18 protein-coding genes are annotated in these 23,303 nt (G+C 64.6%); 4 read left to right on the top strand and 14 right to left on the bottom strand.

Translation table 11 applies throughout. The annotated features are described in order from the left end of the window. Positions 1 to 4 precede the first annotated feature (4 nt). The 5 genes from ELEN_RS02270 to ELEN_RS02250 all read right to left on the bottom strand — a co-directional run bounded on the left by ELEN_RS02270 (position 5) and on the right by ELEN_RS02250 (position 5,084). Positions 5 to 652: a 4Fe-4S dicluster domain-containing protein gene (locus tag ELEN_RS02270; protein ID WP_009608127.1), complete on the bottom strand. Its 648-nt coding sequence runs from the start codon at positions 650 to 652 to the stop codon at positions 5 to 7. A gap of 153 nt (positions 653 to 805) precedes the next feature. Then, a complete protein-coding gene (gene nrfD / locus ELEN_RS02265; RefSeq protein WP_009608189.1) occupies positions 806 to 1,672 on the bottom strand; it encodes an NrfD/PsrC family molybdoenzyme membrane anchor subunit in 867 nt (288 codons plus the stop codon). A gap of 6 nt (positions 1,673 to 1,678) precedes the next feature. After that, complete coding sequence (locus ELEN_RS02260) at positions 1,679 to 2,215, bottom strand: 4Fe-4S dicluster domain-containing protein (RefSeq protein WP_009306074.1); 537 nt, start codon at positions 2,213 to 2,215, stop codon at positions 1,679 to 1,681. Position 2,216: 1 nt separating this feature from the next. Next, a complete protein-coding gene (locus ELEN_RS02255; protein WP_015759988.1) occupies positions 2,217 to 4,412 on the bottom strand; it encodes a molybdopterin-containing oxidoreductase family protein in 2,196 nt (731 codons plus the stop codon). 87 nt (positions 4,413 to 4,499) lie between these two features. Continuing rightward, positions 4,500 to 5,084 carry a molecular chaperone TorD family protein gene (locus tag ELEN_RS02250; RefSeq protein ID WP_229026908.1) on the bottom strand — a complete coding sequence of 195 codons (585 nt, stop codon included), beginning with the start codon at positions 5,082 to 5,084 and terminating at the stop codon, positions 4,500 to 4,502. A 252-nt stretch (positions 5,085 to 5,336) separates the two neighbouring features. On the opposite strand from ELEN_RS02250, the gene ELEN_RS02245 reads away from it, so the two are divergent. Beyond that, the gene (locus ELEN_RS02245) at positions 5,337 to 6,941 is read left to right on the top strand and encodes a helix-turn-helix domain-containing protein (protein WP_009608191.1); all 1,605 of its coding nucleotides are present in this window, start codon (positions 5,337 to 5,339) and stop codon (positions 6,939 to 6,941) included. A gap of 299 nt (positions 6,942 to 7,240) precedes the next feature. Here the strand turns inward: ELEN_RS02245 and nrfD (ELEN_RS02240) are convergent, their stop codons facing one another. The 4 genes from nrfD (ELEN_RS02240) to ELEN_RS02225 are packed head-to-tail and all read right to left on the bottom strand — an operon-like array spanning position 7,241 to position 11,575. Next, positions 7,241 to 8,107: an NrfD/PsrC family molybdoenzyme membrane anchor subunit gene (nrfD, locus tag ELEN_RS02240; protein WP_009608086.1), complete on the bottom strand. Its 867-nt coding sequence runs from the start codon at positions 8,105 to 8,107 to the stop codon at positions 7,241 to 7,243. 6 nt (positions 8,108 to 8,113) lie between these two features. Further along, positions 8,114 to 8,650, bottom strand: a complete 537-nt coding sequence (locus ELEN_RS02235) for a 4Fe-4S dicluster domain-containing protein (protein WP_015759986.1) — start codon at positions 8,648 to 8,650, stop codon at positions 8,114 to 8,116. 1 nt (position 8,651) lies between these two features. Then, positions 8,652 to 10,847, bottom strand: coding sequence for a molybdopterin-containing oxidoreductase family protein (locus ELEN_RS02230; RefSeq protein WP_009607965.1), 2,196 nt, complete (start codon positions 10,845 to 10,847; stop codon positions 8,652 to 8,654). Then, positions 10,844 to 11,575, bottom strand: a complete 732-nt coding sequence (locus ELEN_RS02225) for a molecular chaperone TorD family protein (protein WP_009306060.1) — start codon at positions 11,573 to 11,575, stop codon at positions 10,844 to 10,846. The genes ELEN_RS02230 and ELEN_RS02225 overlap by 4 nt, the downstream gene beginning before the upstream one ends. A 172-nt stretch (positions 11,576 to 11,747) precedes the next feature. Between ELEN_RS02225 and ELEN_RS16655 the strand changes: the two genes are divergently transcribed. Continuing rightward, the gene (locus tag ELEN_RS16655; RefSeq protein ID WP_009608078.1) at positions 11,748 to 13,328 is read left to right on the top strand and encodes a response regulator transcription factor; all 1,581 of its coding nucleotides are present in this window, start codon (positions 11,748 to 11,750) and stop codon (positions 13,326 to 13,328) included. A 5-nt stretch (positions 13,329 to 13,333) separates the two neighbouring features. Then, complete coding sequence (locus tag ELEN_RS02215; RefSeq protein WP_015759985.1) at positions 13,334 to 13,993, top strand: aspartate/glutamate racemase family protein; 660 nt, start codon at positions 13,334 to 13,336, stop codon at positions 13,991 to 13,993. Between the two features lie 37 nt (positions 13,994 to 14,030). On the opposite strand, the gene ELEN_RS02210 is transcribed toward ELEN_RS02215, so the two are convergent. Then, positions 14,031 to 14,678 carry a SanA/YdcF family protein gene (locus ELEN_RS02210; protein ID WP_015759984.1) on the bottom strand — a complete coding sequence of 216 codons (648 nt, stop codon included), beginning with the start codon at positions 14,676 to 14,678 and terminating at the stop codon, positions 14,031 to 14,033. A 241-nt stretch (positions 14,679 to 14,919) separates the two neighbouring features. Then, positions 14,920 to 16,620, bottom strand: coding sequence for an FAD-binding protein (locus ELEN_RS02205; protein WP_015759983.1), 1,701 nt, complete (start codon positions 16,618 to 16,620; stop codon positions 14,920 to 14,922). Between the two features lie 241 nt (positions 16,621 to 16,861). On the opposite strand from ELEN_RS02205, the gene ELEN_RS02200 reads away from it, so the two are divergent. Beyond that, positions 16,862 to 18,367, top strand: a complete 1,506-nt coding sequence (locus ELEN_RS02200) for a response regulator transcription factor (RefSeq protein WP_015759982.1) — start codon at positions 16,862 to 16,864, stop codon at positions 18,365 to 18,367. Positions 18,368 to 18,370: 3 nt separating this feature from the next. Here the strand turns inward: ELEN_RS02200 and ELEN_RS02195 are convergent, their stop codons facing one another. The 3 genes from ELEN_RS02195 to leuS form a co-directional block, all read right to left on the bottom strand. Beyond that, entirely contained in the window at positions 18,371 to 19,432 is a 1,062-nt protein-coding gene (locus ELEN_RS02195; RefSeq protein ID WP_015759981.1) for an NADH:flavin oxidoreductase, read from the bottom strand. Continuing rightward, positions 19,429 to 20,115 carry a DUF559 domain-containing protein gene (locus ELEN_RS02190; RefSeq protein WP_227791208.1) on the bottom strand — a complete coding sequence of 229 codons (687 nt, stop codon included), beginning with the start codon at positions 20,113 to 20,115 and terminating at the stop codon, positions 19,429 to 19,431. Before ELEN_RS02190 ends, ELEN_RS02195 begins: the two co-directional genes overlap by 4 nt. Before the next feature lie 566 nt (positions 20,116 to 20,681). After that, entirely contained in the window at positions 20,682 to 23,255 is a 2,574-nt protein-coding gene (gene leuS / locus ELEN_RS02185) for a leucine--tRNA ligase (RefSeq protein ID WP_041691696.1), read from the bottom strand. Positions 23,256 to 23,303: the final 48 nt, after the last annotated feature.

The following is a 23,303-nucleotide window of genomic DNA, read 5'->3' as shown; positions in this document are numbered from 1 at the left end:
TCGCTCATTTCAGATAGTAGACGGACGGGTTCGTGCCCAGCTCCTCGCGCAGGCGGAACGCCCGCGGCGAAGCGGCCAGCTGCGCCACCTTCGACGACGGATCGTTCAGATCGCCGAAGTAGCGCGCGTCGCCGATGCACGTCTCGCAGCACGCGGGCGCCTCGCCCTCGGCGATGCGGTGCGCGCAGAACGTGCACTTGCGCACGGTGCCGTACGTGCCCCGGTACTTCCCGCGCGCGCCGTGGTCCACGCCGTACTCGGGCGCCGTCACCTGATCGGCCGCCTGCATCTCGACTGCGTACGACGAACCCTCGTCGGCCGAGCGCGCGCCGTACGGGCACGCGGCGATGCAGTATTTGCAGCCTATGCAACGGTCGGCGTCGATGACCACGATGCCGTCATCGCCGCGGTACGTCGCGCTCACCGGGCATACCGACACGCAGGCGGGGTTCTCGCACTGCATGCAGGGACGGGGGATCGCCTCGATACGCACGTTGGGATACGCGCCCGTCTCCTGTTCCAGCACCACGTTGTACGTGACGCCCGGAGGCGTGCGGTTCTCGGCCTTGCACGCCACGGTGCACGAATCGCACCCGACGCACTTCGCAAGATCGATGACCATGCCCCAATGCGGAACGTGGGATTCTTCCATAGATGCCACCTCGATTCGTCGGAATACAGACGGGCGCTGCGCGGAGGGGGAGTGCGCAGCGCCCATGAAAGAGGAAAAGCGGCCGGAAGAGAAAGGGAGGGGGAATCCGGCCGCCAGCGCCCCGCCAGGGGGTGGGCGGGGCGCACGGGTGAGCTAGAGGAACAGCACGGGCAGGGCGGCCAAAATCACCAGCAGGCGCAGCATGAAGCCGCCCACCAGCACGCCGGCCTCGCCGATGACGCTGACCACCATCGAGGTCGTCGACGTTTCCACGCGCTTGGCGATGAACACCGGGTAGCCCTCGATAAGGAACGGCGCGACAAGACCCAGAAGGACGATGCCGCCCCAGAACGCCGGAGCGTACTGCCCGGCCACGAGCGAGTAGACCGACGCGGCGCCTTCGAAGCTGCCGGCGCTCACGATGATCAGCATCGTGGCCAGCACGACCATTTCAACGGCGGACAGGATGACGTGGCTCTTCTTGATCAGCCACATCTGCTCGAAGCGCTCGCGATCCACGATCAGCCCCACGAGCGACGTGGCAGCGAGGCCCGCCGACAGCGCCGACACCACGAACAGGATGGGCAATATGGCGTTGTTCCACAGCGGGTACGCCTTGACCACGCCCAGCAGGAAGCCGGTGTAGGCCGCCACGGCGAACGCCGCGACGATGCCTATCCACGTGAGCCACTTCGGCACGCGCTTCTTGAGTATCTCGAGAACGGCCACGGCAAGCGCCACCGGCATGTACACGCAGATGAAGTACACGCCCAGCGTCATCACGGAACCGGGGTTCGAGATGAGCCAGAAGAAGCGCAGCGGGTTGTGCAGACCGGCTTCGGCGTCCAACATGAGCATGAGCAGGCCGATGCCGACGAAGATGGGAGCGATGATGCGGCCAGCGACGCGCATCTTCACGCTCTCGGGGTACTTGGCTTCGACGAACGCGGACGTCAGGAACGCTCCCGCCGACGCGCCGGCCAAAAACAGGTACCATGCGATCATAGGTCCCCAAACCATGGTTCATCACCTCACGTAGTAGATTTTCGAAACGGTCAGGTTGTCAGCGAGCGGCTGTGCGTGGTATTTCGCGATAGCCTGGTTGATCTCGCTATCCGGGTCGTCCAGATCGCCGAAGATGCGCGCACCCGAAATGCAGGTTCCCACGCACGCCGGCGGATTGCCCGGTTTTTCGCCGTCCCAGCAGAAGCGGCACTTCTCCACCACACCGGTCTTCTCCTGCACGATGCGGGCGCCGTAAGGACACGCAGCCATGCAGTACTTGCAGCCGATGCACTTTTCCTCGTCCACCAGCACCACGCCGGAATCGGTGATGTAGGTGGCATGCGTCGGACACACGGCAGCGCAAGGCGCGTCCTCGCAGTGCATGCACTGGGTGGGGACGATCTCGTTGTACACGTTGGGGTATTCCCCCGTCTCGATCTCGTGGTACTTGATGAACGATTCTTCGGGATCCAGATGGTTCTTCATCTGACAAGCAATGCGGCAGGCCGAGCAGCCGACGCACTTCTTCGTGTTGATCAGCATTCCGTAGCGGGTCATGTTACGCCTCCACTTTCTTCACCGTGACTGCAACTTCCTGGCTCATCATGGAGCCGACGCCCGGCTCCGCGTCCAGCGGGATGAAGTCGGTCAGGCTGATGCCGTAATGGTATGCGCGGGTTTGTGCAGGCGCGTCGCCGCCGTAGTGCGTGGGAAGGAACACGACGCCGGGCTTGAGGCGCTGCGTCACACGCACTTCCACCTGGCCGGTGTGCTCGCTCGACGACACCTCCACGGTGTCGCCTGTCTGCACGCCCAGGTCGGCAGCGTCTTTGGCGGCCATCCAGAGGCGCTCCATGTGGTATTCGCGCGAGATGGCGTGCAGGGCTTCGATGTTCTGGGTCATGGTATGGGAGTGGATGCCCTGCTTGCCGCCCACGATGGCGAACTCGCCGCTCTGGGGCGTCACCTTGCGCGGAATCCAGCCGATCACCGGATTGAGGCCGGCCTCGCCCACCTTGTCGGTTTTGAACTCGAACTTGCCCGACGCCGTTTTGAACGTGGGCACGCCGTACTCGAAGTGCGGGTCAGGCAGCTCCACCACGCCTTCCTTCTTCATCTGGTCAAGCGACACGCCCACGGTTGCCAGCTGCGCCTCAGCCCAATCCTCGGCGGTGAACTGGAAATACTCGCCCACGCCGCACGCTTCCGCCAGGCCGTTGAAGATCTCGTCGCACGTCCTCGTTTCGGGATGGATCTTCTCCAAGGCCACTGTTCGCATGCCGACGTAGTGCTTCTTACCTCCCACGAACTCCGGAAGCTCCAGGCGCTCCAGGTACGTGACCTCGGGCAGCACGTAGTCGGACTGCTGAGCCGTCTCGGACATCTGCACGTCGATGGTGACCACGAGGTCGGTCTTTTCCAGAGCCTCGGTCCACTTCTTCGGCTGCGCGTAGCCCTTCGCCGCGTTCGAGTTGTAGAAGAACAGGCCCTTGATCTCACCCTCGAGCGTCGCCTGCAACGCAGCCACGTTGGTGCCGGCGCTGGCCAGGACCAGCGGGTACTCCGCATCGCCGATGCGCTTGGCAGCGGGCTTCGCGGGCGCCTTGAAGCGGGCGTCCTCGATAGCGCCGGCCTTCGGCGAGGACGTGATCAGCGCGCCGCCCTTCGCGCCCCAGCAGCCCAGAAGCGAGTTGATGGCCGTGATGGCGCGCGCCGTCTCGAACGAGTTCTTGTACGAACAGCCGATGACCGAGCGCCAACCCGACTCGATGGAAGCCGCCGGAGCCGCTTTCGCCATGGAGCGGGCAAGCTCCTGGATGGTCTCGGCCGGGACGTCGGTGATCTTCTCGGCCCACTCGGGCGTGTACTCCTTGGCTTGCTCGGCGAACTCCTCGAAGCCGTACGTGTTCTGCTCCACGAAATCGTGGTCGTAGAGGTCTTCCTCGATGAGCACGTTCGCCATTGCCATGAGCAGCGCCAGGTCGGTGCCGGGGTTGATGGGCACCCAGTCGCTGGCGAAGATGCCGGAGTTGTTGAGGCGCGGGTCGACGATGACCACGCGGGTGCCGTGCTCGGCGGCGTCGGCCAGGCTCTGCACCGACGAGGGACGGATGCCGTCGCCGTAGCTGCGGCCGATGAACATGACCATCTTCGCATTGGCGAAGTCGTTCGAATAGCCGGTGGCGCCGATGGTCAGCTGGTAGGCGCTCTCCTTCGACAGGTTGCACGAAGAAGAGTGCGCGTACACGTTCGCCGAACCCAGCGCGTTCATGAAGCGGGCGGAGTACTGCTTGCCCGACGGACGCGGATCCTGGATGATAGCCAGCGATTCAGGCCCGTTCTTGGCGATGATGTCCTGCACCTTCGCGCCGATCTCCTTGAACGCGGTGTCCCAGTCGATGGGCTCGAAGGTGCCGTCGTCCTTGCGACGCAAAGGCTGCGTGACCCGCTCGTCGGAGTACGCCATCTGGGCAAGACCGTGGCCGCGCCCGCAGATGCGTCCCTTCGAGTACGGATGGACCTCGTTGCCCTTGAGCGTCCAGAGCTGGCCGTCCACCGTCGTGGCGATAAGCCCGCACTTGCTGGAACAACCGTTGCACAGCGACGGGGCCGTGGCCGTGACCGCCGGTTCGGCCGCTGCCGCGCGCTCGGCCTGCCATGAGCCAAGCGAGATGGAACCCGCGGCGCAGGCGAGCGCAGCCGTAGCGGCCGAACCCTTGAGAAACGTTCTACGCGATACCGTTGTCTCCCTCATTCCTTTCCTCCCTTTCTTATCGTTCACTCGTCTTGCTTGTTCACCTATGGGCACGGCGCCTGCTTGCAGCAGCGGACGCCGGGTAGGTCATACGGCGACGGCCTCTCCTTCGGCGGCGTTCGCGAAGGCGAGCGCTTCGCCCACCGTCCGCTGCGCGAGCGCCGCGAGAGCCCGCAAAAACGCGATGCCGTCCAGCAGGTTCCGGCGGCGCACCGACGGGAGCGCTTCGTTATGCGCCACTATGTCGGCGCGGTCGGCCAACGCAGCGTCGTACTCGTCAAGCCAATCGAGATGGTCGGCAGCCAGCTGGCGGGCGGCTTCTCCGTTGCCCGCGTCCAGCAGCAGCGCCAGCAGCTCCAGCTCCAGCGTCAGATGGTCCGGCATCGAGGCGAACTCCGCGGGGACTTCGATGGCCAGCTCTCGATACACCTGGGACAAATGCCGCGCAGGATCGCCTAAGTACAGCCCGCGCGTAGCGCCGAACGCGTTGCCCTGCTGCGTGGACCACGCCTTGTACAGCGACTCCACCGGCATAGCGGCCAGCGGCATGCCTGGCACCAGCAGTTCATTCTGAAACGACGAGCGAGCGGGCCATGTCGGAAGCGACAGTGCCTCTTGCAGCGGAGCGCCTGCCGCCGCGCGCACGTCCAGCCATGCAAGGTTTTGCTGCATGGAGACGTAATCCTCTTCTTTCAGGTAGGAAAAAAGCGGTGCAATGAGCGATAATATGTAGGCTACGTTCGTCATAACGGACACGATCCGTCCTTTCTCGTCATCGCCAATCCTAGGCGCGACCGGAACGGGTCGGGTAATCAGTTTCTGGTGATTTGAACGTTTTACCTGATGAATAGGGTCATCAGCACGGTTGTTAAGCGGCTTCGACACGGAACGGCTACCCGTTCGTCGACCGGGAAAGGGAGGAATGTGAGCACTCGGATCGCGGTCGCGCGCGACCGCCGCAGCATGCGGATGGTTTGGAAGACGTTGCGATTCCGTCACGTCGGCCTCGCCTTCTTCTGGGCGTGCAGCATGCTCACGTTCCGCAGTTCCATCCTGCTGCAGGGGCCCGCGAACACGCCCGAGCTCGAGACGCTCGTCGTGCTGGTCTCGTTCATCGCGAACATGACCACCTTGTTCGCCATCGCCGCGTTCATGGAACGCGATCCGCATACGTTCGACCGCCTTCCCGGATGGCTGTTCTGCGCGCTCATCATGATCGGTCTCGTGGTCATCGACGTCGCCGGACGCCTGGGAAGCGACGCGACGATGATGGCGCTGCTGGTGGGAGGATCGGTGCTGACGGGTGTGGGTTACGGCTATTACTGGGGAAGCTGGGCGGAGTACCTCGGGCGCATGCACCCCTCGCGCACGTCGTTCTACGTGCCGATGGCGTTTTTGCTGACAGCTGCGCTGTTCCTGATCATCTCGCTCTCGGCCGAATACGAAAGCGCCCCGCCGCTGCTGTTGATGCTGCCGCTTCCCGTGCTGTCGCTCGTCTGCCTGCGCCGGTGCCATGCAGAGGTTCCCGACGGGCGCTACGCGCGCACCGTGGATTCGAAACGCTACCTGACGGCGCTCGCCTCGCTGGTCACGCTCATCGTGGCCAGCCTCGTGCTATCGCTGCTGTTCGGGCTCGTGTGGGAGATGACGGTGTTGTCGGTGGGATCGGTGAACGAGGCGCACCAGGCGCCGCTCGTTGCGAACCTCGTGGTGGCCGTATGCCTGATCGGGCTTGTGCTATACGCCCACAAGCGTCTTGACCTGGCCTTGGCATACCGTGTCATCGTGCCCGTCATCGTCATCCTGTTCGCCGTGCTTCCGTTCTTCTGGGAGACGAGCCCCGTGGTGCTCAACGCCGTGATGAGCGCATGCTACGGGACGTTCGACGTGATCATCTGGTACATGGTGGTGTCGGCCTCCTACGACTTCGCCGTTTCGGGCTTCGTCATCGGCGCTCTGGTGCGCGGATTGTCAATCCTGGCGCGCCTGCTGGGAATCGGCATCGGCTATCTGCTCATGCTCGTGCCGGGAAGCCCGTCGTTGCTGATCGTTGGTATATCGGTGGGCGCAGTGTACGTGCTTGCCATGCTGGGACTGTTCTACCGCACGCGTCGCAAGGGCATGCCGATCGTGGTGGAGGACGAGCCGATCGAAAAGAAGGCGGCCGCACCTGCGACGAACGCACCGCCCGCAGAGCCGGCGAACGCGCCGGCCGCCGTCATCGCCCCCGTCGTGCAGGCGGCTGAAGCTCCCGCAGCCTCCATTGCCCCTGCAGCTCCCGAAACCCGGCCGGACGACGCGCCCCTCAGCGAAGAAGCCGTGTTCGAGCAGATCGCCGAGGACTTCAGCCTGACGCGACGCGAGGCCGAGCTGCTGCCTTTCATCGCGCGCGGCCGTTCGGCGCGCGTCATCGCCGATGCCCTGTTCGTGTCCGAGAACACCATCCGCACCCACACCCGCCGCATTCTGGAGAAAACCGACCTGCACTCCAAACAGCAGGTCATCGACCTCATCGAGAAATACCGGTAGCCGCGTGACAAAGGGACGGGTGATTCGACACACTGTAAAGGGTGTCGAATCACCCGTCCCTTTGTCACACCTTTGCTGCACCCGCGCAAGAACCCGCGAGTGTTGGCAGAGATCGCGCCGATATGCGAGTCCTCCCGAGCCCCGGCGGACCGAGGGCGCCGCCGGGCGCTCTGCGGAAGAGGCCTCCCTGCGCCGCATGCCAAGCCCTTCACGCACGACGGGCCCTCGCATCGTGCGAGGGCCCGCTTCGTGCAAGGCGCCGCAGAGGGGGTTGCGGCGCCTGTCGGAATAGGCAAAGCTTACAGGTACAGCACCGGAAGCGCCGACAGAACCACCAGCAGGCGCAGCATGAAGCCGCCCACCAGCACGCCCGCCTCGCCGATGACGCTGACCACCATCGAGGTCATCGACGTCTCGACGCGCTTCGTGATGAACACCGGGTAGCCTTCGATGATGAACGGTGCCACGAGGCCCAGAAGGACGATGCCTCCCCAGAACGCCGGAGCGTACTGCCCGGCCACGAGCGAGTAGACCGACGCCGCACCTTCGACGCTGCCGGCGCTCACGATGACCAGCATCGTGGCCAGCACCACCATCTCGATGGCCGACAGGATGACGTGCGACTTCTTGATCAGCCACATCTGCTCGAAGCGCTCGCGATCCACCAGCAGGCCCACCAGCGACGTGGCCGCAAGGCCCGCCGACAGCGCCGACACCACGAACAGGATGGGCAGCACCGCGTTGTTCCACAGCGGGAACGCCTTCACCACGCCCAGCAGGAAGCCGGTGTAGGCCGCCACGGCGAACGCGAACACGATGCCGATCCACGTGAGCCACTTCGGCACGGGCTTCTTCAGCACCTCCAGCAGCGCGGAAACCAGCGCCACCGGCATGAACACGCAGATGAAGTACACGCCCAGCGTCATCACGGAACCGGGGTTAGCGATGAGCCAGAAGAAGCGCAGCGGGTTGTGCAGGCCGGCTTCGGCGTCCAGCATCAACATGACCAGGCCGATCCCCAGGAAAATTGGGGCGATGATACGGCCGGCCACGCGCATCTTCACGCTCTCGGGATATTTCACCTCAACGAAAGCCGAGGTCAGGAAGGCACCTGCCGACGCGCCGGCCAGAAACAGGTACCATGCGATCATAGGTCCCCAAACCATGGTTCATCACCTCACGTAATAGATCTTGGATTCGGTCAGGTCGCCCGCGATAGGCTGGGCGTTCGTGCGGGCGATCTCGCGCGAGATGTCGCTGTCGGGATCGTCGAGGTCGCCGAACACGCGCGCGCCCGAGATGCAGGTGCCCCCGCACGCCGGCGGGTTGCCCGGCTCGCCCTCGTACCAGCAGAAGCGGCACTTCTCGATGACGCCGGTCTTCTCGATCTGGATGCGCACGCCGTAGGGGCACGCCGCCATGCAGTACTTGCAGCCGATGCACTTCTCCTCGTCTACCAGCACCACGCCGGAATCGGTGGTGTAGGTGGCGTGCGTCGGGCACACCTGCTGGCAGGGGGCGTTCTCGCAGTGCATGCACTGCACGGGCACGGTCTCGGCGTACACGCTGGGATACGTTCCCTGCTCGATCTCCTTGTAGCTGATGAACGCCTCTTCGGGTTCCAGCTTATTGATCATCTGGCACGCCATGCGGCAGGCGTAGCAGCCCACGCATTTCTTGGTGTTGATGAGCATTCCGTAGCGGGTCATGTTACGCCTCCACCTTCCTCACCGTGACGGCCACTTCCTGGCTCATGGTGGCACCCGTGCCGGGCTCCATGTGGAACGGCACGAAATCGGTCATGTTCAAGCCGAACTCGTAGGCGCGGCTCTGGTACGGCGACGATCCGCCGTAGTGCGTGGGCAGGAACACCACGCCCGGGCGCATGCGCTGCGTCACGCGCGCCGCCACCTGGCCGGTATGCTCGCTCGAGGCGATCTCGATCATATCGCCGTCGGCGATGCCCAGGTCGGCGGCATCCTGCGCCGAGATCCACGCGCGCTCCAAGCCGTACTCGCGCGAGATGGCGTTCATTGTGGCCACGTTCTGGGTCATCGTGTGCGAGTGGATGCCCTGCTTGCCGCCCACCAGGTAGAACTCGCCCTGCTTGGGCTCCACGAGGCGCGGCATCCAACCGATGACCGGGTTGAGGCCCGCCTCGCCCACCGCCTCGGACGAGAACTGGAACTTCTCCGTCGGGGTTTTGAACTTGGGGGTCTTGTACTCGAAGCCGGGATCGGGAAGCTCCACGATGCCCTTCTCCTTGAGCTCGTCCAGGCTCACGCCCACCGTCTCGAGCTGGGCGGCTGCAAGCTCCTCCACCGTGAACGGGAAGTACTCGCCCACGCCGCACGCCTCGGCCAGGCCGGCGAAGATCTCATCGCACGGTTTCGTCTCGGGGTGGATGGGCTCGAGCACCTGCGTGCGCATGGCCACGTAGTGTTTCTTGCCGCCGATGAACTCGGGCAGCTCCATGCGCTCGAGGTAGGTGCACTCGGGCAGCACGTAGTCGGACGCGAGCGCCGTCTCGGACATCTGCACGTCGATGGTGACCACGAGATCGGTCTTCTCCAACCCCTCGCGCCACACCTTCGGCTGGGCGTAGCCCTGCACGGCGTTGGAGTTGTAGAAGAACACGCCCTTCATAGCGCCGTCGAGCGCCGCCTGCAGCACGGCCAGGTTCGATCCCATGCCGCTGGGAGCGAGCGGGTACTCCTTGTCGCCCACGCGCTTGGCCTCGGGCTTCGGAGCGGAGGGGAACTTCTGCTTGTCGATGTCGCCCGCCTTCGGCGAGGACGTGAGCAGCGCGCCTCCCTTCGCGCCCCAGCTGCCCAGAAGCGCGTTCACCGCCGTCACCGCGCGGGCGGTGTCGAACGAGTTCTGATGCGCGCATCCGAACGCCGCGCGCCACGAAGCCTCGACGGCCGCGGCCGGAGCGGCCTTGGCAAGCGCCCGGGCGATCTCCTCGATGGTGGCCGCCGGCACGCCGCACTGCTGCTCGGCCCACGCGGGGGTGTACTCCTTGGCCTGCGCGGCGAACTCGTCGAAGCCCACGGCGTTCTGCTCGACGAACTCATGGTCGTACAGGTCCTCTTCGATGAGCACGTTGCAGATACCCAGCAGAAACGCCAGGTCGGTTCCGGGCTTGATGGACACCCAGTCGGTGGCGAAGATGCCCGAGTTGTTGAGGCGCGGATCCACGATGACGATGCGCGTGCCCTTGTCGGCCGCGGCGGCCAGGCTCTGCACCGACGAGGGGCGAATGCCGTCGCCGTAGCTGCGACCGATGAACACGACCATCTTGGAGTTGCCGAAATCGACCGAGAAGTTGCCCGTGCCGATGGTCTGCGCGAAGCCCGCCTCCTTCGAGGAGTTGCAGGCCGCGCCGTGCGTGTAGATGTTGGCCGAACCGAGCGCGTTGATGAAGCGCTTGGAGTACTCCTTGCCCGAAGGGCGCGGATCCTGGACGATTGCCAGGGCTTCGGGGCCGTTCTTGGCCAGAATGTCCTTCACCTTGGCGCCGATTTCGGAAAACGCGGTGTCCCAGTCGATAGCTTCGAACGAACCGTCGGCCGCGCGGCGCATGGGCTGGGTCAGGCGCTCGTCGGAATAGGCGATCTGCGCCACGCCGTGACCTCGACCGCAGATGGTGCCCTTGGCGTAGGGATGCACGTCGCTGCCGCGCAGCGTGAACAGCTGGCCGCCCAGCGTGGTGGCCACGAGGCCGCACTTGCTGGAGCAGCCGTTGCAGAGCGATGCGCCTTCTTTGCGCTCGTACGAGCCTTCGGCGTGAGCCACCTCGGCCTGCCATGCGCCGAGAGAGCACACGCCCGCGCCCGTCGCAGCCAGCGCCGCCGTGGCCGCCGACCCCTTGAGGAACGTCCGCCGTGTTACGGATGAGTTCATTTCGCTTCCTTTCTTTCCTCCCTTGTTGGTGCCGTTTTCGCCTCGTTCGGCGTCGGTGCGCCCTGCCCCGCATGTCGCGCGAGCTCGCCCAGAAGCGCAACGTACGCGCGCACCTGGCCGATGCCGCGCGCCAGAGCGGCGCGCTCCTCCTCGTCGAAGGCCGAAGCCGAGGCCGCCCGCTCCGCGCGCTCGTCGAGCGCCGCGTCGTAGGCGTCGAGCCAGTCGAAGTGATCCTGTGCAAGCAGGCGGGCAGCCTCCTTGTTGCCGGCTTCCATGTAGAGCGCAAGCAGCTCGCACAGAAGAGACAGGTGGTCGGGCATCGCCGCGAAACGCTTCGGAATCTCCACCTTAAGCGCTTCGTAGAGCGCCTGCACATGGCGCGCCGCATCGCCCAAGTACAGCCCTCGCGCTCCGCCGAACTGCGAGCCCGGCAAAGACGTCCACGGCTTGTAGAGCGATTCCACCGGCATGGCCGCAAGCGGCATGCCCGGCGTGAGCACCTCGCGCTCCACCATGCGGCGCGCGACGCTATCCACTGGATCGGGGGCGGTAAAGCCGTGAGCAGCGAGCAAGCGGCGAACGTCTTCGGACAGCCAATCGACTTGGAACCCGTTGCAGCACGAGCCCTCTTCGCCGGCCTCCGCTGCGTCGTCAATCGAGCCGGTCGCGAAAACCGGAGCGCACGCCTGTAATCCTATTACTATGGTATCATTTTGCCCGTCGATCATCGCAGCCCCCTTCCTTCGGCGTGGGCAATGCTATGATGAGGGTCTCGGGACAGTATCATCAATTATTGATGATTTGATTGTTTGCGCTGATGATAAGCTTTTCCAAGATGAAAGGGAGCCATGCGCCGTTCTCAGAGAAACAGGCGGCGCCAAGGACGAGGAGGGATTGTTCATGCCTGAACGCCTGTCGCGCCCGCGCGATCGACGCAGCATGCGCATGGTGTGGAAAACGCTTCGTATACGCCACCTCGGCCTCGCTTTCTTCTGGGCATGCAGCATGCTCACGTTCCGCAGCTCCATCCTGCTGTCGGGGCCGATGAACACCACGGGATATCAGACGCTCGTCGTGATCATCTCGTTCGTCGCGAACATGACCACGCTGTTCCTGGTGGCCTCGCGCACGGAACGCGACCACTCCTTCTACGACAAACTGCCCGCTTCGGCGTTCACGGTGAGCATCGTGACAGGGCTCGTGCTGATGACAGGCTCGGGCATGGCCGGAAGCGCCGGATTGCTGACGGAGACGATGGCCGTCGTCCCGCTCGTGCTGGGCTCCGTTCTAGCCGGCGTGGGATACGGCTACTTCTGGGGAAGCTGGGCCGAGTGCCTCGGGCGCATGCATCCGTCGCGCACTTCGTTCTATCTGCCCGTTGTGCTGTTGTTGACCGCGCTGTTGTTCGTCGCGTTCTCGTTCTGCTCGGAGGAGCTGGGGGTTCCGGCGCTGCTGCTCATGTTGCCGCTGCCCGTGCTCTCGCAGCTGTGCTTGACGCGCTGCAACCGCGAAGAAACCGACGATCGGCCCGCAATCACGGCCGACTCGGGGCGTTACCGCACGGCGCTCGGCTCGCTGGTCAGTCTCATCGTGGCCAGCCTCGTGCTGTCGTGCCTGTTCGGCTACGTGTGGCAGATGACCGTGGCTTCAGTCGACTCGGCTTACGAGGCTCACCGGCTGCCGCTTATCGCCAACATCGTGGCCGCCGTGGCGCTCATCGGGCTCGTGCTGTTCGCGCGACGCCGCACCGATCTGGCGCTTACGTTCAAGGTGATCGTGCCCATTCTCGTGGTGCTGTTCGCGCTCATGCCGATGTTCTGGAGTACGTACCCGGTGGAGCTCAACACGGTAATGAGCGCGTGCTACGGCGTATTCGACGTGATCATCTGGTATATGGTGGCGTCGACCGCATACGACTTCAGCGTGTCGGGCTTCGTGGTAGGCGGCATCGTGCGAGGGGTGTCCATCATCGCACGACTGGTGGGCATCGGCATCGGCTACGTGGTGATGCTCATCCCCGAAAGCCCATCCATGCTGGTCATCGGCGTGTCGGTGGGCGCGGTCTACGTGCTGGCCATGCTGGCGCTGTTCCAGCAGGGCGGCAATCGGTTCTCGTTTTTGAGCTTCGGCGCCAGCAAGGCGAAAGACGCCGAAGGGAAAGCCGCGGCCGTTTCGTGCGCAGCGGGATGCGGAGCCGCCTGCCCCCGCCAGCAGATCGCCTCCGCCGACGAAGCGCGAGGCGACGAATCCGCCTCCGAGCCCGACGGCGACGTGCTCGAGCAGATAGCCTCGTACTACGGGCTGACCCGCCGCGAAGCCGAGGTGCTCCCCTACCTGGCGCGCGGGCGCTCGGCCAAGGTGATCGCCGAGGCGCTGTTCGTGTCCGAGAGCACCGTGCGCACGCACACGCGGCGCATCCTGGAAAAGACCGCCCTGCATTCGAAGCAGGATCTCATCGACCTTATCGAAAAGTACGAGTGATCGCCATGGATACCGTTTTTCACCCCACCTGGACTGTAGGAGTCATCCGCGTCATCACGCAGGATCAAGAACAGGCTGACGCGCATGGGCTGCTCATCGAGCGTGCGTTTCCTCAGGTGCGCGTCGTGTCGCGCTGCATTCCCGATCAACCCGAGGGCGTGCACGATGCCGCTACGAAGCGCACTGCCGAACCTAAAGTGATTGCGCTTGCCTGTCAGCTGGTCGAACAGGACGCGGACGGCATCATAGTGAGCTGCGCCGACGACCCCGGCGTAGCCGAAGCGCGCGCCATCGTGGGCGTGCCGGTGGTGGGCGCGGGCGAAAGCATGGCCACCGCCGCGGCGCTTCACGAGGGGCCGGTAGGCGTCATCGGCATCACGCCGGACGCGCCGCCCGCGTTCCCGCGCATCTTGGGCGAGCGTCTGTTGGCGAACCTCGTGCCCGACGGCGTTCGCGACACGCGCGATCTGAACACGCCCGCAGGTCAACACGCCGCTATCACGACGGCTCGACGCCTGCGCGAAGAAGGCGCAGCGGTCATCGCGCTCGCCTGCACGGGGTTTTCGACTATCGGCTTGGCGCCGCAGCTCGAACGAGCCGCCGGCATCCCCGTCCTCGACCCGGTGACCTGCGAAGCGCAGGCGCTGTTGGCGCTGCTAGCGTAAGAATCGCGCGCGCCTGACGCACCTCTGACACTCCCCGTCAGCCCTCGGTGACGTCGCCGGACTGATCGAGGCTGATGGGGTCGCCCACGAACGTCGAAGGTACCTTGAACAGCGTCTTGAAGAAGTCCTTCGTGCGCGCGGGGATCTCGCGCAGATCGTACTGGAGCTGCTTGGAGTAGTCATGGTAGTCGCTGGCCACGCCGAGGGAATCGAGGCCAAGACCCTGCGCGGCGTACAGCGCACGATACAGATGATAGGTCTGGGTGGCCACCACGATGCGCTCGGCGCCGAACACGTGCTTCGCACGATACATGCTCTCGTACGTGGAGAAGCCTGCATGGTCGCAGAAGATGTCGTAGCTCGGCACGCCTTGGGAAATGGCGTAATCCTTCATAACCTGCACCTCGTTGTACGACACGGTGCTGTTGTCACCGCTCATGATGAGCTTCGGCGCCACACCTTCCTTGTAGAGCGCGATGCCGTCGTCCAGCCGATCCCGCAAGATGCCCGACGGCGTGCCGTCGGCGAACACGGATGCGCCCAGCACAACGATCGCGTCGGCATCGAAGCCGACCGCCGCTTGCGGCTCGACGATACGATCTTTGGTCGTGGCGATGGTCGCCACGTTCGTCGCCGCGAACACGGCGACGACCACGAGCATGCATCCGAGCATCAAACCCAGCATCGTCTTCAACCATCCATGTTTCTTGCGTCGCGTCATAAGCGTCGATGATAGCAAATCCCGCACCGAACCCGCTACGCATTCCGCGGCCGTCATCGAAACTTGAAGCCGATTACATGAGAATTGCGCGGGTTCGAGGAGACAAGGGAGACAAGGGAACGAGGTTTGCTCGCCGCCCATGCGCGCGAAGCGCCGCACGGGGCGGCGCTTCACAGGGAGGGAGGGCAGGTTGGAAAGCAAGCGCTTACAGATCGCCGGCCAGAAAACGCGCGACGTGGCGACCCTGGGTGGACGTGCGGCCCGAGGCGCATCCTACAATGTATTCGGGGTAGTTGCCGCTGAAGAAGCTGCCGGACACGTCGCCCGCCGCATACAAACCGTCGATCACCTGGTCGTCGGCGTCAAGCACCTGGCAGTCCTTGTTGATGCGCAGACCATCGAGCGTGGTCAACATCGACCCGCCGAACCAGCAACCGTAGAACGGAGGCGTGCGCAGCGCGGACAGACGGTAGGCCTCTTTGCCGAAGTCGTCGTCCTTCTGCGCATCGAACTGCGCGTTGTAACGTTCCACTTGGTCGAGGAAGGCCCGCTTGGCCTCGCCCTCGAAGCCCAGCTTGTCTGCCAGCTCTTCAAGCGTTTCGGCCTTCTGCATGATGCCCTGCCCGAGCGCCGCCTTGCAGAACTCCTCCACCGGCATGCCCAAAGCCATCATCTGGTTGGCGAACGCCGCGCAGCCGATGGTGGAGAAGCGCAGGATGTCCTCGGACGCGTTGCCGTCGAACACCTGGCACCATACGCCACCGGGCTGCTGGGCAGCCTGGAAGCACAGGAAGTCGTAGGGCGTGGACTCGTTCGCGAAACGCACGCCGTTGCGGTTCACCTTCATGAACGGCTGACTGCCAATGTTCTCCTGGAAGATGGTGCCCGGCAGCGCAGCCTTGTCGCCCTCGCCCACGTAGCCGGCATCCACGCCCGGAGCCACGGCGCCGCGGTCGAAGATCATCGGCGCGGCATCGGGGTCTTTCGCCCCGCCAGCCCACATGCCGGCCTTCAGACCGTAGCCGTCGTCGTTGATGGCGTAGCTCGACGCCGTGCAGCACGCCAGCGCGGACGGCTGCAGCGCGCGCATCATCGCGGGATTCGCCGGATAGCCGCCGGTTGCCAGCAGCGTGCTCTTGGCGTTGATCTGCACGTAGCCGTCGTCAGTGTCGAAGATGGCACCCGTCACCTTGCCGTCGTCGTGCACCAGCTTCACCAGCGCGTGCCTGAAGCGGATCTGGTTGCCGGCTTCCTCGATGGAGGCCTGCAGCACCTCGTTGCGGGTGGGAGGCTCGTAAGGCGTAAGCCATACGTGCTGAAGCACGGGCAGGTAGTAGTCGGTGCCGCCGGTGGCATGCGCGAGCGGCATGTCCACCACCAGCTGCTTGCCCGTAACCTGCATTTTCGCATCGACCCAGTCCAGCAGCTCGGCGCTTTCGTCGATCCAAACCTTGATGACGTCCTGACGGCATTTGCCGGACGCATAGCGCGTCAACTCGTTGAGCAGCTTCATCGTGTCGACTTCGCCGCCTTGCGCCAGAGCCGCCTTCGAGTTCACCACGCCCAGGTACTCGCGGGTTTCCTGAACCGAATCGTTCTTCTCGCACAGGATGAAATCCATTCCCAAATCGCTTGCCGTGCCGGCCGCGCACATACCCGCCGCGCCCGCGCCGACGATGAGGAAGTCGGTGTCTTCCGTTTTGACGATGTCACCCGCGGCGATTTCCGGTTCGGCGCCCAGCCAGTCGACCGCTGCGCCCTGCGAGCCCTCTTCGGCGACCGCCTGAGCGCCCTGCCCCTGCGGCGCGCAACCCGCCAGCCCCATAACCGAGCCCGCGGCCGCAAGCGCGCCCAGGCCCAAGAAACCGCGACGCGACAATCCCGCACGCTTCGTTTGTTCGTTCATCGTTCCCTCCTGCATTCGTCCTCCGACGGCCCCTCCGGCCGCCGTTTTGATGAGCGAACCTTACCCCCCGGTCGCCCCTCTGGCTTCACCCTGCGGGCGCGAGCTTTCTTTTCCCCCGTGCGATCTGGCGGTTCTTCATCGTCAACGGCAAATCTCGCCTTCTGAGGGTGAGGCGATTTCCGAACGGATGATGTGCTCGAAAACCGATTCCGGTACACTACGAAGAGTCGAAAGGAGAAGCATGAGGCACGTCGAAGCACGCGATACCGCATCCGGCGAGGAGGAGGCCGGTCTTCGGCTGGGATCCGACGACCTCGCAACCTGCGGATCGCTCGCGCTGCTGCTGATTGCGGCTTATTTGCTGAACGCGTACATCTTCCCCAGCGTCGCCTTCCTCTTCCCTGCCGGGCGCGAGATTTCCACGTACTGCGGGGTGGGGTTCTCCGTCGTAGTCGCGGTCGCGTCGTATCGACAGCCGGCGGTGTTTCGCGAGAACCCTTGGTCGCTCACGTGTCTCGGGCTGTTCGCCGTAGGATTGGCCATGTTGGGCGCCGGGCTGATGGCTGACAGCCCTCTGCTTGTCGCGTTGGGCAGCCCGTTCGGCGGCATCGGATCGGTATGGTTCTCGGTGCTTGTGGGTCTGGCGCTTGTCAAGCTGGGGACGAAGCGCAGCATGGTGGTGATCCCCACCGCCTTCGTGGCGAAGTACGCCGTGCAGTTCGGACTGGTGCTCATGGGCGACGCGCTGGACCTTTTGGCGGCGCTCGTGCTGTATTTCGCGTGCACGACTGCATCGTACTTGCTCATTCGCCCGCGAGTGCACCGCATGATCACCGCCATTCGCGAAAGCGCTTCGCCAACCGTGCTGGACGCGACGAACCCCTCGTCGTTCCTGCCGTTCTCCAGCCTCGTGTACGTGTCCGTCTTCCTGTTCAACGCCGCATGCGGGTATGCGTTCGGAAGCCAAGGGCAGATGATGCCGCAAGCTGCCACGCTGCTGTCGTTCGTCCCGGTCGTCGTGGTGTTCTTCATCGTGGTGGCTGCGCGCGCCCGTCTTGTCGCCGATGCGCTGTACCGCGTTTCGGCGCTGCTCGTGTTCGCGGGATTTCTGTTGGTGCCGCTATCGTTCAACGGTCTCGACAGGCCCGCCGGGTTCCACATGTCAAGCATGCTGCTGTATGCCGGGTCGGACTGCTTCAGCGTGCTCACCTACTACCTGATCGCCGCCGTCGGGTCGCGCAACCCCGCCGGCGCGTTGTCTACCTCGGCTTTTGCGATTGCGGCCGGTTGGCTGGGCATCGGCTGCGGCGCGCTGCTGGTGCAAAGCATCGAAGCGCTCGGCGCGCTCGACGGCAGCACGCTACTCTGGTCGTCGGCCATCGTCACGTTTTTGTTCATGACGTACAACTTCGTGGCTATGCGGGGATTCAGTTTCGAGGATGCCATCAAAGGGGTGCGCCCGGCGCATCCGACACCGGCGCGCGCAGCGGCGGACGAAGCTGGCGAAGACCCCGACACGTCGCAGCTTGAAGAGTCATGCGAGAACGTGATCAGGCGGTTCGGGCTGACCCCGCGCGAAGGCGACGTGTTACGCCTGCTGGCGCGCGGCAGAACGAGCCCGGTGATCCAGGAGAAGCTGTTCCTGTCGCACAACACCGTGAAAACCCACGTCCGCCACATTTACGCCAAGATGGACATTCACTCCCAGCAGGAGCTCATCGACATCGTGGAAGGCGCGGACGCGTAGCGCCTAGGGGAGAATGCAGCGATGGCCCGGCATCGTGCTGCACTTATCGCACGAAACGCAGCGGGGCTTCGCCTGCGGATCGACCCGCCAGCGTCGCGCCAGTCGCGGTTCGCAGATAAGCGGACGGCACAGGCCGAATCCCGCAATGCGACCCTCGCTTTCCACCGCAAGGCGATCCATCGCTTCGAAACTGCGATTGCCGCCCGTCAGAATGACGGGAACGTCGATCGCGCGGGCAAGCCGCTGCGCGTAGGCGGCGAAGAACGGCTCTCCATCGAAGTCGCGCACACGGCAGTTCCGCCAGTTCCCGCTCACTTCTATAGCCGACGCGCCGTGAGCCGCCAGCAGCTTCGCCGCTTCAATGCTGTCGTCCTCAGTCAGGCCGCCCTCCACGCCGTCGGAGCTGTTCAGCTTCACGATCAGCGGGAACGTCGCACCCACTCGCAAGCGCACAGCGTCGACGACCTCGACAAGGAAGCGGGCACGGTTCCGCAGGGCACCGCCGTACTCGTCGCGGCGCCTGTTGAGCAAGGGGCTCAAGAACTGGCTGAGCAGGTAGCCGTGCGCCGCATGCAGCTCGACGCCATCGAATCCGGCAGTTTGAGCACGGGCCGCCGCGTCGGCGAATGCTTGGGCGAGCTCATGCAGATCGGCAACCGTGGCCTCCACCGGCACGATGCCGGTCTTCGGGTTGGCGACGGCCGACGGCCCGAGGATGCGCCTGCTGGGCGGCTGGAGCTTCGTCGCCGAGCCGCCGTATACGATCTGCGATACGATAGCCGTCCCATGCGCGTGAGCCATGTCCGTCAATGCCCGGAATTCGGGAACGAACGAGTCGTCGTAGATGCCCAGCATCCGAGGATTCGGCTGTTCGTTTCGCATAACGCGTGCATACCCCACGATGATCGTACCTATCCCGCCATCGGCAAGCTCCTCGTAGATCGCCGTCAGCTCAGGAGTCATATGCCCACCGTCATCGGCTAACGCCTCGTAGGTGGCTGCTCGCACCAGTCGGTTTTTCGCCCGCAACGAGCCTATTTCCATCTCCTCGAACAACACGCTCATCGCGCATCCTCCTTGAGTGCGAATGTCTGCAACAACTCCGACCGCAATGCGCGGTGCTTGCGCGTGAAATCCGGGTCGCTGTACCGAAGCCGTTTGCCCGTCTGCTTGGCCAGCTGATGCGCCAAGCGATTGAACGCGCCGGCGTCCATCACCTGGCCGCGCGTCACCGTGACCACGGTGTAGCCCAACGCGATCAGCGTGCTGCGCCTTCGCGCGTCGCTGTCTTGCCGATCGGGGTCGACGTGGTACCGCGCGCTATCGTACTCGACGCACAGCTTCGCCTCCGGCCAGCAAAGATCGCATACGCAGTACGCGCGATCGGCCAGCCTTTTAGAGCTGGAAGGCACGTCGACACGATGGTTGATCAGCGGCTTCTCCAAACCGTAACCGCCCAGACCGTAGGGCAGGCACAGCATCATGGCAAGCATGGTCTCCATCGGCGAGGCTGCGCCGTCCTGGACGTACCGCACGGCACGAGCCGCCTTCTTGCAACCGCGCGCCCCGGATGACTGCTCGACAAAAGCAGCTAGCTTGACCTTCGTCGTCAACGGGGCGGCACGGCGAACCGCCGGGGCGCCCCCGACGAGGGCGTACGTGCCGCACAGCTCGAATCCCAGCTGAATCAGTTGGACGAGCGACAAGCAGCCCGCCATCTGCAAGAAGCAGAATTCCGGCGTGCTCATCAAAAACCCCTCCCCCGCTTCGGCGAATGCGGTGTCGGGAAACGGGCTTCCCCAGGTATGCGTGACCACTCCCTCGGTTTCGGTGCGAACGCATGCATCGGCAATCAGCACGTGCAAGGGAAGGGCGCATCCTGCAGGACGCCGATTCCCTTCGCCTATGCGGGGCTTCTCCTTCGCCGCCATCACGGCGCGGGCCTGTCTCGTAGCGGCTCGGCGCTGGCGACCCGTTCGCAAGAAACGTTCGCCCACCGTGCGCCAATATTCAAGCGCCGATATATGTCCGATAAGCATATCCATGAACGCACGATACCACATTCTGGCACGAATTTGCGGGTAGGGGAATCATCCGGCCGCCAGGTTGCCGGGCGCGAGGGGCCGACCTGGCCATACGCTCGTCCCACTCGCTCAAACCTGGCCGATTCGGCCCCTATCATTCCCCTACCCGTGAATTTGTGCCAAAATCAGCCAGCCCGCGTTCCGAATGCAGCGAGGGCGGCCCGAATACCCGAGCCGCCCTCGCATTCCTATGTCACAACGCGCGCACCCGCAGGCGCGCCGCCCGTCCTCTACTTCGCGACGATGTTCACCAGGCGGCCGGGCACCACGACGACCTTCTTAACGTCCTTGCCCTCGAGCGCCGCTTCGACGGCTGCAAGGCCTACGGCCTTGATGTCGTCCTCGGCAGCATCGGCGGCCACCATGATCTTGGCCTTCACCTTGCCGTTCACCTGCACAGCCAGCTCGACCTCGTCAGCCTTGGCCTGCTCGGGATCGAATTCAGGCCACGGCTGCGTGTGCACCGAACCGTCCTTGCCCAGCACCGCATGCCACAGTTCCTCGGCCCAATGCGGCGCGAACGGAGCCAGCAGCTTCACCAACACCTCGGCCACCTCGGCATCGACCGCCCGCGACCCCTCGCAACCGGCACGCTCTTCAGGCGAGCACTTGCGCAGATAGTCGCTCGCCGCGTTCGTCAGCTCCATGATGGCGGCAAGCGCCGTGTTGAAGTTGTTGCGGTCGAAATCGTCAACGACTTTGCCCACCACGCGATGGCGCTCGCGCACCAGCTGTTCGAGCGCTTTGATGCCCTCGTCCTCGGACGCGCCCGGCTGGTACAGCGTTTCCTCGTCGGCGGCTCCCATCAGGTCGTTCACGATGCGCCATGCGCGGTTCATGAACTTGTAGATGCCCGCCAGGCCGCCCTCGTCCCACAGCAGGTCCTTGTCGGGCGGGGCCATGAACAGGATGTAGGCGCGCACGGCGTCGGCGCCGTACTCGGCGATCATGTCCTCGGGGGCGATGACGTTGCCCTTCGACTTCGACATCGTCTCGCCGTGCTCGTCCTTCACCATGCCCTGGCACAACAGGTTCGAGAACGGCTCGTCGAACTCAAGCAGCCCCAGGTCGCGCAGCACTTTCGTGTAGAAGCGGCTGTACAGCAGGTGCAGGATGGCATGCTCGATGCCGCCGATGTACTGGTCGACGGGCATCCAACGGTTCGCCTTCTCGGGCGCGAACGGCAGCTCCTCGTTGTGCGGATCGGTGTAGCGCAGGTAGTACCAGCTGGAGCATGTGAACGTGTCCATCGTGTCCGTCTCGCGCTTCGCCGGGCCGCCGCATACCGGGCACGTCGTGTTCACGAACGCCTCGTGCGTGGCAAGCGTCTCGCCTGCGGCCAGGTCGATGTCCTCGGGCAGGCGCACCGGAAGGTCCTCCTCCGGCACGGGCACGAGGCCGCATTCCGGGCAGTGCACGGCCGGGATGGGGTTGCCCCAGTAGCGCTGACGGCTGATCAGCCAATCGCGCAGGCGGAACTGCACGGTCTTCTTGCCCTTGCCCTCGGCCGCGAGGTCGCCGATGATCGCATCGACGGCGGGCGAATGCTTGCCGCCCACCATGCCGGTGTACTTGCCGGACTGCACCAGCACGCCCTCGGCATCGTAGGCCGCTTCCCAATCGACCGACGTCACGCGGCGCTCCTGCACGCCGTTGAGCTGGGGATACAGCGGATCGTCCTCGCCGAGGATGATGGGGATGATGGGCAGGTCGTACTTGCGCGCGAACTCGAAGTCGCGCTGGTCGCCGCACGGCACGGCCATGACCGCGCCGGTGCCGTAGTCGCTGACGATGTAGTCGGCCACCCATACGGGCACCTTCTCCCCGTTCACCGGGTTCACCATATAGCGACCGGTGAACGCGCCGTGCTTCTCGCGGTCGCCCTGGGCGCGCTCGACGGCGCTCACCTTGGCGACGCCTTCCACCACCTCGCGCACGGCGGCTTCGTATTCAGTGCCCTCCACCAGCTCCATAAGACCCTTGTACTCGGGCGCCAGCAGGAAGAACGAGCAGCCGAACAAGGTGTCGGGACGCGTGGTGAACACGGTGATCACGTCGTCGGCCGTCGGCTCGGCAGGAGCCTCGCCGTCGGGCCCGCACAGCACGAAGTCGATTTCGGCGCCTTCGGAGCGGCCGATCCAGTTCGCCTGCATCTGCTTGACGCGCTCGGGCCAACCGTCCAGCTGGTCGAGGTCGTCCAGCAGCTCCTGGGCGTAGTCGGTGATCTTGAAGTACCACTGCGTGAGGTCGCGCTTCTCCACCGCGCCGTGGCAACGCCAGCACTCGCCCTCGGTGACCTGCTCGTTCGCGAGCACCGTCGCGCAGTTCGGGCACCAGTTCACCGGGCTGTTGCGGCGCTCGACCAAACCGCGCTTCCAGAACTGCAGGAAGATCCACTGGCCCCAGCGGTAGTACTCGGGGTCGCACGCCACCACGGTGCGGTCCCAGTCGTACGAGAAGCCCATGCGCTTGAAGCTGGCCTTCTGCGTGTCGATGTTGGCGTAGGTCCATTTGGCCGGATGGCTGTTGCACTTGATGGCCGCGTTCTCGGCCGGCAGGCCGAACGCGTCCCAACCCATGGGATGCAGCACGTCGAAGCCGCGCATCTTGTAGTAGCGCGCGACGACGTCGCCGATGGTGTAGTTGCGCACGTGTCCCATGTGGATGTCGCCCGAGGGGTACGGGAACATCTCGAGCACGTACTTCTTCGACTTCGAGGGATCCTCGGTCACCTTGTACAGGTCGGCATCGTCCCACTCCTTTTGCCAGCGGGGTTCGATCTCGTGCGGGTTGTACGGTTTCATGGTCATTGGTTTTCCTCGTCAGGCCGTCGCCCGCCCATGCGCGTCCGC

The organism is Eggerthella lenta DSM 2243 (assembly GCF_000024265.1).
Classification (GTDB): domain Bacteria; phylum Actinomycetota; class Coriobacteriia; order Coriobacteriales; family Eggerthellaceae; genus Eggerthella; species Eggerthella lenta.
This window is presented reverse-complemented; position numbering and strand designations above follow the sequence as displayed.